We start from the raw sequence: 12,043 nt of genomic DNA, 5'->3' as shown, positions 1-12,043 counted from the left end.
CGCTACTCTCCAGATGTACGGAGTTTTTTCAAAAATCAAATAGGAGTCCTATATACTTAGCGTGTCAATGATTTTTGCTATTTTAGGGATTAACAAGTTATAGCTTTGATATCTTTTGAGAAGTTGGATTATCTGGTTAAGTTTCTGAGCGATCGCAATTAAGTTCGTTGACATATCCCAGGATGAAATTAAGGATCTTTAACAGTGACACAAGAGCGATCGCTTGGCTGAAGCTGTGTTTAATTACCAATCACTACAATTTTTGTGACAATCTGACAAATTTGTGACTAAAATAACGAGTTTAGTTACCATCACGACGATTTTCGTTACAAATATTATAGTTTTCGTTACATTTTTACAAATTTAGTTACGATCGCTACGATTTTCCTGACAAACATCATAGCTTTAGTTAACATTGCTGAGTAGATTGTTGTAATAAACACCAAATACTGTGGATTCTACTCAACCAAAATTAAGCTTTAGTAAGGCAAGCTAGCTCTAGAACACCATAAAAAGAACATAATTATGCCTCGTCAAAAGCGTACATATCGCGTTCTAGAAAAAGCTGAATTGAGAATCGCCGGACTCAAAGCAATCGATCCCAGCATGGATTTTGGGGATGCTCGCAACTTGCAAAATGTCGCACAAGTAATTCAGCAGTACCGCAGTAAAATAGATGCTTATAATACCACTCTGGCTGTGATTGATTCTTATAAAAGTGAGATGAAAGAGTTGGAAAAAACTTTGAGCGATCTGAGTGAAAAAATGCTCCTGGGAGTTGCTTTTAAGTACGGCAAAGATAGCTATGAATATCAGATGGCGGGTGGTGTTCGCAAAAGCGATCGCATCCGTAAAAGTAGAGCAACCCGCTTGAAATCGACTTTAGAGGAAGCAGTTGTTAAGGATGCTACAACTGCATAAAAGCGCCCTGAAATTAAAGTCTGCTGCTACTGAAATAAAGCTTGTTTTTAGTAAACTTGCAATCTCTCATGCTTGAATGTTGCATTGTTTTGTTGTCTAGAAAAGCAAAGAAAGCAAAACTTCAGTGATTTTTATGCTGTGCATTTTAACTTTAGTCATCAGAAACTTTACGTAAGTCTATTGATGTAACTATAAGCAAACTCGGTAAAATTCGTGAGGTTTAACAGATAGAAATTAACTAAGATTAGCTTTAAATAGCAGTTAATATCTGTTAAACCAAACAAATTTGTAAATAACTGCTTAATTGTTGATAAGCAACTCTTGTTCAATATAATTTTATCTACTGATGAGCAACTTGAATAGCGAAAGACTAAAACTTAAATTTAATCAGTTGCATTTAATTCTGTATCTAGCAATTGGTTCTTTGATTTTTTATGTAAATTCCAATCTAGATTTAAACTACATAGTTAAAGGATATTTAGTCTTAATGGAATGTCAGCTAGGTATAATCGTTATTTATTTTTTGACGGCAAAATTCACTAACAAATCACATAAATAATCAAAGAAGGCCAAAAAGTTCGGTTGTATTATATGCCAATAGATATTTATTAGAGTTCACTAAGGGAGTAAATGTTATGAAGACTAAATCTACAGCAATTATACTTTGCTTTTTTGGCGGGTGGCTGGGAATCCACAAATTTTATTTAGGAGAAAATGTAGCAGGTATTTTGTACTTATTGTTTTTTTGGACTTGTATTCCATCTTTAATAGCCTTTGTTGAATTCTTCGTCTTAGTTTTGATGTCAGATACCGAATTCAATACCAAGTATAATCAAGTTATCGCAAGCACAAGTGGAGCAGTCTCTGCAAAAGATGCAACCAGTGCGCTAGCTGATTTAAAAAATCTTTTTGATTCTGGGATAATTACCGCAGAAGAATATGAAGAAAAGCGCCAGAAGCTTCTGAAATCTTTGTAAATTAAAACTATTAATCGATTTATGATGTCACAATCTAAATCTTGGTTTCAACAAACTCCTGCTTGGGTATGGTTATCATTAATTCCGACATTGGGGGGATTTGCGATTGTCTATGCAGGTTATAAATCCAAGACAAAAACTTGGGTTGTTCTAGGGATTAGCATCTTTATTTTAGCTTTAGCTTTATCCGCTAATAGTTTAGCATTTGTGCCCTGGATAGCTCAAATTGGCATTGCCTTCTATCTCAAAAAATCTTATTTAATCAAAACTTATCCAAAGAATTTACCAATTCCCGAAGAACAAGAGTTAGCTAAGTTAGTTGCGAATACTCGTGAGAAAATAGATATTAATGAATGCTCAAAACATGAATTAGTTAACTATTTAGGACTACCGATAGTTTATGCAAATAACATCGAATCGTTGATGAATGAGGGATATGTTTTCACTCATGTAGAAGAGTTAATCGAAATAGCCGGAATTCCTGAAAAGCAAGTAGATCGAATTACACCACTGATTACTTTTAGATACAACTACAAAAAAGAAGCTGATTGTTCTTGGAAACGATTAAATACATATTCAACTGATGAATTAATTACCTGTGGATTAGATGGAGCGATCGCAGAGCAAATTGTAGCCGAAAGGCAGCAACGAGGTGAGTATAAATCCTTGATTGATGTGAAGCAGCGCACTGGATTACCGTTTAATACTTATCGTCATATCGCTTAGAGGATGTTTGAAAAGTCATGATCGATCTATCAAATATTTTTTACCCCACCCTAACTCTCCCCTTATAAAGCTACCGTTTACACACAAGTTAGAAATGATTGACAAATCCGAGTTTTACCCCACCCTAACCCTCCCCTTGTAAAGGGGAGGGAACCGGATTTTTTTGTTTCCCCCCAATATATCGGGGGGATTAAGGGGGGTAATAATTCGATTAAAATCACAACATACCACTTTTCAAACATCCTCTTAGACTCTCGATTATCTCGCCTTTTTCCAAGGAAGTTTCACAGTAAATCGACTACCTTTGCCTAACTGACTTTCGGCGTGGACAGTTCCACCATGTAACTCAACAATTTTTTGCACCATTACTAATCCTAAACCAGTACCCGGAGAACGAGGATTAGAAGTATTTTCAACTTGGACAAATGGTTGAAATAATTTAAATAAGTCATCGGAAAGCATCCCAATACCAGTATCTACCACGCTGATAAAGATATATTCATTGCTAGAACTTGGCTGGACTTCAATCCAGACTTCGCCTCCTTCTTTAGTAAACTTAATCGCGTTAGTTAACAAGTTGATAAATACTTGGCGAATGCGGCCTTCATCGACTTGGATGGGTTCGAGTTCTTCAGGGATTTGTGCCGTCAGCCGGATATTTTTCTGGAAGGCTAAATGTTTGACAAAAGTCAAGCAGAAGTCACATATTTCCTGAATCGAAGTAGCAGCTAGTTGCAGTTCGATTTTGCTGGATTCGGTATCGGTAAAGTCAAGGATTTGATTAATTAATTCTAGTAAGTTCTTACTGCTAGATTCGAGCATATTTAAAGACTGGCGCTGTTCTTCATTTACAGGGCCGTATACTTGCTCTTTGAGTGCCTCTGTGATTCCCATAATTGAGTTTAAAGGAGTCCTGAGATCGTGGTTAATGTTTCTTAAAAAGGTGCTTCTAGCACGATTTGCGACTTCGGCGATTTCTTTAGCCTCACGTAGAGCGGATTCTGCGCGTTTGCGATCGCCTACTTCTAAAGTTAGAGTGACAATTTCCGCGATCGCTCTAACGAAGTTTTCCTCGCTCTGTTCCCATTTCCGGGGAATATCAACCTGCTCGTACAATACTGTTCCTACCATTTTGCCTCCAACCCAAAGACTGGTATCAATTAGGGACACAATATTATTTGGTTCGAGCAATTTATCCGATAATTCTTGTACCCGTGGATCGGTGCGAGTGTCAGAGACGGCAATAGTACCAGAAGCTAATAGGGCTTTAAAGTAGATGAAATAATCTGCAACGTTGCGTTCTAAACCTGCTGAATATTTCTGATTGCTACGTTCATAGAGACTTATGCATTGTAGTTTGGTACGCTCGTCATTGAATAACCATACACTGACTCGCTCTACTTCTAAGGCATTGGCTGCTTTTTGGGCGATCGCTTTGAATGCTGTTTCTAAATTTCCTTCAAAAATCGCTTTGTGATTTGCCAATTCTATAAGTACTTGATGATGCTGTCCCTGTTTTCGTTCGCTGTTAATGCGTTCTTCAACCTCGTGCTGTAATTCTTGAGTTCGCTGTTTAACTTGCAGTTCTAAATCCTTATTTTTGCTAATCAGTGCAGTAAAGGTTTTGCGTAAATCCTGCGCCACCTCATTTAAAAATCCACCCAGCACCTCTAATTCTTGAATTCCTTGTACTTTCACCACTGAGTCGCTGTTGGTAAAATCAGTTAAATCTTTTGTCGCCCTGCTAAAGTACAAAATTGGTTGAGTAATCCACCGAGCGGTGGCAATTCCCAATATAATAGCTAGTCCCAACGCTCCTAAACAAAGAAAAATTGTAGTTTGAATGTTGCGATTAATTTGTCCCATAAAGTCTGCTTCTGGGACAGCCACTATTATCAACCAATTGACATTTTTTTCGCCCTCGAAGGGTCTAACTTCTAAAAATTGCCGTTTGCCTTCCAAGGAAAAATCTAGTTGCTGTAAACCTTGAATTTGGTCAAAGTTACTAAATTTAGTTGTTAAGTATTTAGCGGTTGCTTGAGTCAAAAAATTGCCGCTTTGAGAAGCTGCTAATCTAATGGGTTTACCATTTTGTAAGCGGAATGGTTCTTCGTTGGTAGAACTTGCAACTAATAGCCCCGATCGCTCGATAATAAAAATTTGCCCAGACTTGCCAACTTTGATGTTTTGCAGCAAATTCCCAATTTGTGATAAGTGAGTGAGAGTGCTGTTGACTCCGAGTAGTTCGCCTTGGGAATTATAAATGGGAAGAGAAGCACTAATTAAGAGCGTTGGTTCAGTGCGGGGTGTAAAAATCTGACTAAAGCTAAACTTTTTGGCGGTAACTGCTGTTTGATAATCAGGACGCGATCGCGCATCATAGTTTTTGATTACCTCTGGTAATTGAGTACGTTGACCTTGAGAATCAATTATGTAGGTGTAAAGGTCATACCCAGTTGACTTATCGGCTTTTCTGAGTAAAAATTGGCGATCGTTGAACTTTTCCACCGCTAAATATTCTTGCTCATTGCTTGCAGTTATTGCCAACGCATCTGGAAAAATCTTTAACTGCTCGATTAAGTATGACTCCCAGGTTGCCAGATTTTCTATCTTCAGCAACCCCATGTTAATGATATTTTGATTACTCCCTAGTACCTGACGCCCAGTTGCCAAGTAAGTTAGTAAATTCTGCTCGACTCGATTGGCAACTTCATGACGTAATTCGTTAACTACCTCATTGATTGCCTTTTGCCCGTTTCCGATTGACAAGTATGCAGTCAATCCCACAGCTAGCAAGATTTGCAGCACAAACAACGCTACCAAGATGCCACTTAGAGGTACGCCTTTAAACAGGGAAAAAACACTACCTTGCCCAGTATTTTTGTTCATCTGCGCACTCTCCCTTCCTGTCCTGTAGTACTGAGTACAACACCTCTAGTTTGCTGTCCTGTGGGCTTATGCATAGTTTGTACTCGGTCAGGTCAAGTGCCAATATACCACTTCTGCTAAAAGAACAAAACGTTACATAACTGCACCTGTAGATTTTACCAGCCAAAATATGACTAACGTCCATCACAAAGACAAAGACGGCGATTCATCGCGTCTTGCCTTAATCGTAAATATCAAAGAAATTGATGAAAAACTGAATCAATTCGTAACTAGTTGAGATTTATGAGTTATAACTGGCATTTTTAAATAAATCTAACTGTAGACAGATGAAAAGTGAAACGCTACTGTTATCAGAAGCGTATTTTTTGGCGTTCAGATTATCTTTAATCTCGGCGCTCAAGATTGCTCCTAATTTTACCGCATTCTACCCAGCCCAAGACATAGGTTTTATCACTCATGCTCAACGTGTCCACTTCCAATTCTCAGCAAAATCAGCAATTAATTGACAATACTGACTGGAACGTTATTGAAACGGAGTTTAACCCGGCGCAGTTGCATCACAAAGAAACTGTTTTCACTCTTGGTAATGGGTTGTTAGGAGTGCGGGGTACATTTGAAGAAGGATATCCCCAAGATTTTCCAGGCGTACTGATCCACGGTGTTTATGATGATGTGACAATTACTCATACCGAATTGGTAAACTGTCCCAACTGGCTGCCATTGGTGGTGAAAGTAGCAGGGGAACGCTTTAGTATGGACAGTGGTGAAATTCTCAACTACGAACGTCGGCTCGATTTACGCTTAGGTTTAGTTAGCCGTGATGTGCGGTGGCGTAGTCCTAATGGTCATACCCTAGATTTTCACTTCGAGCGTTTCACCAGTTTAGCAGACCAACACGTTTTGGCGATTCGCGCTCAAATTACATCGGTAGACTTTGAGGGTGAAATTACCGTCGAAGCTGGATTTGACAGCGAACCACATACCCAAGGCATCAAACATTGGCGAACCTTAAACCAAGGTGGCATCAATCAGATTCTCTGGTTAAACAGTACAACTCTCCACTCAAATATTCAAGTTGGGATGGCAGCTAAGTTAGTGGTAGATGGTGATGAGACTGCACCTGTGAGCGTCGAAAAGACTTCTACTTCTCCCACTTTGACAACTACCTTAGAGTTATATCCTGGAAAAACGGTAACTGTAGAAAAAATTGTCACCCTGTTTACTTCACGAGAGACAGAAATCCCCATTGCCGCCGCTTTACAAAGACTTGCTGAGGAACCGAGATATACTACTTTATTGGCAGCTCACATTACTGCATGGGAGCAAGTGTGGCAAGACAGTGACATTATTATAGAAGGCGATCGCTTGGCTCAATTGAGCGTCCGTTACAATCTCTTCCAATTACTAGCTGTAACACCGCGTCACGACAATCGGGTAAGCATTCCTGCCAAAGCTCTCTCTGGTTTTGCTTATAGCGGACATATCTTTTGGGATACAGAAATATTCATCCTACCTTTCCTCACCTTAACTCAACCAGCTCTAGCGCGTAACTTGCTTACCTACCGTTACCACACCCTACCAGGAGCTAGACGCAAAGCTCAAGAAGCCGGTTATCAAGGAGCGATGTTTGCTTGGGAAAGTGCCACTACTGGCGATGAAGTAACTCCGCGTTGGGTTCCGGCTCCCAACGGTGAATTAATCCGCATCTGGTGCGGTGATATTGAAGTGCATATCACCGCAGATATCGCTTATGCAATTTTGCACTACTGGCAGTCTACCAACGATGATGACTGGATGCGAGATTATGGCGCCGAAATTATCCTTGATACGGCTGTTTTCTGGGAAAGTCGAGTGCAGTGGAACCAAGAGCGTCACAGTTATGACATCCTAGATATAATTGGCCCCGATGAATATCACGATCGCATCGATAATAATGCCTTCACCAATCTTATGGTACAGTGGCATTTGCAGTCAGCTTTGGCACTGTGGGATTGGCTCAAACAAGCTTATCCTGAAACCTCAGCACAACTTGTGCAAAAACTCAACTTAACTACAGAGCGTCTGCACCATTGGGCAGAAATCCAAGAGCGTTTATTTGTCAATGAAGATGCTCAAACAGGTTTAATTGAGCAATTTGAAGGCTTTTTCCAGCTAGAAGACGTTAACCTCGCTGATTACGAACCGCGCAGCAAATCCCTGCAAAGTTTGTTGGGAATTGAAGCTACAAACCAAAAGCAGATTCTCAAGCAGCCAGATGTGTTGATGCTCTTGTATTTATTGCGCGAACGTTATGACTATAACACCCTCGCCACCAACTGGGACTATTACAACCAGCGCACCGACCACAGTTATGGTTCTTCATTAGGCCCAGCCATTCATGCAATTTTAGCTTGCGACCTCAATCAACCAACTGAAGCCTATACACATTTTATGCGATCGGCCTTGGTAGACTTAGATGATGTCAGACTGAACGCCGCCGAAGGAATTCACGCTGCCAGTGCTGGAGGAGTATGGCAAGCAGTAGTTTTCGGGTTTGCCGGTATTCGGATGACTCAATTTGGCCCCATTGCCTGTCCCAATCTACCATCTAACTGGACGCGTTTGAAGTTTCGCCTGCAATGGCGTAACGAGTGGTATGACTTTGACTTACAAGCCGAAACAGAAGTCAAAGTTCCCACCTTGGCAGATACACGCTCGCCAATTGTCTAATAGACTTTTTGGATAAATCAATGAGCTTTCACCCTAAATCCCTCTCCCAACTTGGAAGAGAGGGACTTTGAAATTGGCTTGGCTCCCCTTCTCCCAAATTGGGAGAAGGGGTTGGGGGATGAGGGCAATAAACGCTAGTGTTGTGAAGCAAATTTTCTTTGATGATAGATGTCGTAACATTTAAGTATGATTCCATACAGAAAGTTTTTATTCTGAATATTTAAGAGATGGGAACTCTAGCTAATAAGCTTAATTAAAGTATCCCACCGAACACTGCTAATCATGTCCGATTTTGCTCATTCCACATTGGGCCAATCTTCTTCCCTTCGTTTGACTAGAAGCTTGAGTGCTGTTGAAAGTTGGGGCTTTGGTTTGACAGCTCATATTTCTTGGACAGCATTGGTTCCAGCGATTCATGCTGCTCTAGGTTCCCAAGCTATTTTTGTTTGGATACCTGCGGTGATTTTTGGAATGCTGCTTAACTATCAGGTAAAACGCTTAGGTTTGCATTTCATCAATGTAGCTGGAGGAACACCTAACTATGCTACCAAGCTACTGCATAACTACCCAAGACTAGCTCGCTATGCAGCAATTGGATACCTCCTCAACTGGGTTTCTTACCTGTCAGTGAATACAATCGTACTCAGAGATTTAATTAAAGTAAATTTAGAGACGCTGGGTATCACCTGTCCAGACATCTTTCTGGATATTAGCTTTACACTGTTGCCTTTTATTGTGGCGTTTAGTGGGACTCGCGCCCTGAGTATTTTACATTTGTTTTTTGTAATTCCAGCCTTTGCACTGCTAATAACTTTCTGTATCCAAGGTCTTGGCTGGTTAGCGTTTTCTCCCGTTAGTCCTGGGTTTTTTCCTAACAGTTGGTCATCTTTGAGCTTCGTGGATTGGGCAAAGTGGTTCTTTTTCGTCACTTATGCAACCTACAGCTGTGAAACGGCTTCTTCCTTTGTCGCTGATAGCCGCCACCCCACCCAGACGCTACGGTTTCTAAACGTTGCCGCCTGGATGATGCCACTCATCTTTTTGGGAGGGTCTTGGGTAGTGATGCGGTTAGCAACAAATCCCAACCTTAAAGATAATGCTTTCCTAAATCTGGTGGCAGCTTCCCAGCCCTTTTGGGGAAGATTCGCTGGTGTAAGTGTTTCTTTTTTACTAGTAGCTGCAAGTCTTTTAGGTTCGGCAACAGTGGTTTCTAATTGCCCGCGAATTTTGTATCAACTGGCTTTAGATAAACACATTTCACCAGTATTTTCTGTTGTTTCACGTCGGGGTGTGTTTGTCCCTGCATTGACATTGACACTGGGATTGTGCTTAATCTATTTGATTTGGGGAGATGTAGCGCGAATCGTCGCTGTTGGTAACATCGGTTGGTTTGTCTCCTTTATGTTACTGCATCTGGGGCTTTGGCTTCGGCGCGATCGCCCCGAAGTTTTATTTCCTCGCATATCCCTGGCTATTCTGCTGTTAGAAGTTGTGGTGCTATTGGTGGGCGGATTTGCTTGGGGTTGGCTCAACTTGCTGATTGGGCTATTATTTCCCATTAGTGTTATAGGAATAGATGCGGTAATTCGCCGTGTGAATTTCCCTGCTTTGCATACTGATTGGTGGATGCGGCGATATCGCACGCGCCCTGTAGTAATTATCAAAGATTCAGTAATTCTTCAGGTGAGCATCCTGATTTTTTTACTGTGCAGCGCCGTGGCAGTTGGCTGGTTATTTGGCGTCAAACTCAATAAAGTGGCAACTGCGGGCGGTGAGAATATATTTGTGGTGCTACTGATGAGCGTGGCATTTGTGGGAGTAGCGATCGCTTGTTGGACAAGTTTACCGCAAGTGGTAGCGATCGCAGAAGCAAGAGTTGCTGCCGAACACCTTTTTACAGTTGCCCAGGATGGTATTTTAGTCGTAGACAATCGAGGTATTATCCAGCAAGCTAACCCAGCCACGGAATCGTTCTTTGGTGTCAATCCCTCTGAGTTGCCAGGAAATCACCTGAACAAATGGCTACCCGCATTAGTCTACTATCCACAGCAGTGGACAAAGCGTAGCGAACAAATCCTAATCGGTAATGGGAAAAACAGAACTTTGGAAGTTTCCATCTCAGACCGACCCCATCGGGATTTTCAGGAATACGTTGTAATTCTCCACGACATTACCCAGCGCAAACAAGCAGAACAGATATTACGATACTCAGAAGCACAATTGCGGCAAGAGGCAAAGCAGTTAGTATCTCAACTGGTGCATAGTGAAAAAATGTCGAGTTTGGGACAGTTGGTAGCAGGTGTAGCGCATGAAATCAACAACCCAATCAATTTTATTTCTGGCAATGTCGGCTATGCCAATCAATATATCCAAGATTTATTAAGATTGCTGCAACTATACCAGAAAAACTATCCTAATCCAGTAAAGGAAATTCAACAAGAAACAGAAGCGATCGACTTAGATTTTCTGATTGCAGACTTGCCCAACTTGCTAACTTCTATGACAGTTGGTGCAGAACGAATCACAGAAATTGTCTTATCTCTGCGAAACTTTTCCCGATTAGATGACGCAGAGATGAAAACTGTGAATATCCATGAAGGTATAGATAATACGTTGATGATTCTGGAACATCGCCTCAAACCTAAATCTTCTAACAATCTAGCAATTGAGGTGATTAAAGAGTATGGCGACCTGCCATTAGTAGAATGTTATGCTGGACAACTGAATCAAGTATTTATGAATCTTCTCGCAAATGCGATCGATGCTTTAGAAGAGGCAGTGGAAAATGGTGAATGGGAAGTAAGGGAAGAAACGCTCTCTACTCCTCAGATAAGCATTCAGACTAAACTCACTAGCGAAAATCAGGTAGTTATTCGTATTGGCGATAATGGTATAGGCATTCCAGAAAAGGTACAAAAACAATTATTTGAACCATTTTTTACGACTAAGCCAGTTAATAAAGGTACTGGGTTAGGTTTATCTATTAGTCATCAGATTATCACCCAAAAACATCAGGGGAAATTAGAATGTATTTCTGCTCCTGGGCAGGGAACAGAATTTATAATTGTAATTCCGCTAAATCAGCAAGCTATCTAATTGTCAATATTATTTGACGTGGTTAAATTTTTAACCAAAATAAAATAAATATAGCGTTTCTCGTTTGCATACAATACACATTGACCTCTCTCCTAAAAAGAGAGAGGCTTTAAGCCTTACTCCTCAACGCTAGCAGAGAAGGGGCTGGGGGTTAGGTCTGTATTTCATGCAATTGAGAACCACTAGAGGTACAATTTTGCGTAAAAGCGTAGCGTTTTTAATATAAGCCGACGCATTAACAATGCAGGGTATCGCCAAATTTAATTCGCTATGAATTAATGAAATTTTGTACTAAGCTGAATCTACTTTTGACATATAGAATAAAAGTCTGGCTATAACTCCGATTTTGGTAGTCGAAAGAAAGGATTATGCTCATGGCAAGAGATAAAGCTTATCAAGAAGCAGAGCAGCGCATTGAAAAGGCACGGCGAGAGGGAGCAATAGAACTCAATCTCAGCAACATAAAACTCACTGAGATACCAGAAGCGATCGCATCCCTGACTGGGTTGCAACTGCTTTACCTGGGCAACAACCAACTGACCGAACTACCAGAAGCAGTTGCATCCCTGACTGGGTTGCAACTGCTTGACCTCTCCGGTAACAAACTGAGCCAACTGCCAGAAGCGATCGCATCCCTGACTGGGTTGCAACTGCTTAACCTCCCCAACAACCAACTGAGCCAACTGCCAGAAGCGATCGCATCCCTGACTGGGTTGCAACTGCTT

At 40.9% G+C, this 12,043-nt stretch carries 7 protein-coding genes; 6 read left to right on the top strand and 1 reads right to left on the bottom strand.

What is annotated here, in order from left to right; genetic code table 11:
• Positions 1 to 525 precede the first annotated feature (525 nt).
• The 3 genes from RM049_RS33325 to RM049_RS33315 all read left to right on the top strand — a co-directional run bounded on the left by RM049_RS33325 (position 526) and on the right by RM049_RS33315 (position 2,624).
• A complete protein-coding gene (locus tag RM049_RS33325) occupies positions 526 to 921 on the top strand; it encodes a hypothetical protein (RefSeq protein WP_322672749.1) in 396 nt (131 codons plus the stop codon).
• Positions 922 to 1,556: 635 nt separating this feature from the next.
• Positions 1,557 to 1,898 carry an NINE protein gene (locus RM049_RS33320; protein WP_322686020.1) on the top strand — a complete coding sequence of 114 codons (342 nt, stop codon included), beginning with the start codon at positions 1,557 to 1,559 and terminating at the stop codon, positions 1,896 to 1,898.
• A gap of 21 nt (positions 1,899 to 1,919) precedes the next feature.
• On the top strand, positions 1,920 to 2,624 hold the full coding sequence (locus RM049_RS33315) for a helix-hairpin-helix domain-containing protein (RefSeq protein WP_322707238.1): 705 nt from the start codon (positions 1,920 to 1,922) through the stop codon (positions 2,622 to 2,624).
• 258 nt (positions 2,625 to 2,882) lie between these two features.
• Here the strand turns inward: RM049_RS33315 and RM049_RS33310 are convergent, their stop codons facing one another.
• Complete coding sequence (locus RM049_RS33310; RefSeq protein ID WP_322707237.1) at positions 2,883 to 5,513, bottom strand: ATP-binding protein; 2,631 nt, start codon at positions 5,511 to 5,513, stop codon at positions 2,883 to 2,885.
• A gap of 456 nt (positions 5,514 to 5,969) precedes the next feature.
• Between RM049_RS33310 and RM049_RS33305 the strand changes: the two genes are divergently transcribed.
• From RM049_RS33305 to RM049_RS33295, 3 genes are all read left to right on the top strand, one after another.
• Complete coding sequence (locus RM049_RS33305) at positions 5,970 to 8,222, top strand: glycoside hydrolase family 65 protein (RefSeq protein WP_322707236.1); 2,253 nt, start codon at positions 5,970 to 5,972, stop codon at positions 8,220 to 8,222.
• Between the two features lie 282 nt (positions 8,223 to 8,504).
• Positions 8,505 to 11,318, top strand: a complete 2,814-nt coding sequence (locus RM049_RS33300) for an ATP-binding protein (protein ID WP_322707235.1) — start codon at positions 8,505 to 8,507, stop codon at positions 11,316 to 11,318.
• Between the two features lie 374 nt (positions 11,319 to 11,692).
• A partial coding sequence (locus RM049_RS33295) for a leucine-rich repeat domain-containing protein (protein WP_322707234.1) occupies positions 11,693 to 12,043 on the top strand: 351 nt, incomplete at its 3' end.

It is taken from the genome of Nostoc sp. DedQUE04, assembly GCF_034530995.1.
In the GTDB taxonomy this organism is placed as follows: domain Bacteria; phylum Cyanobacteriota; class Cyanobacteriia; order Cyanobacteriales; family Nostocaceae; genus Nostoc.
This window is presented reverse-complemented; position numbering and strand designations above follow the sequence as displayed.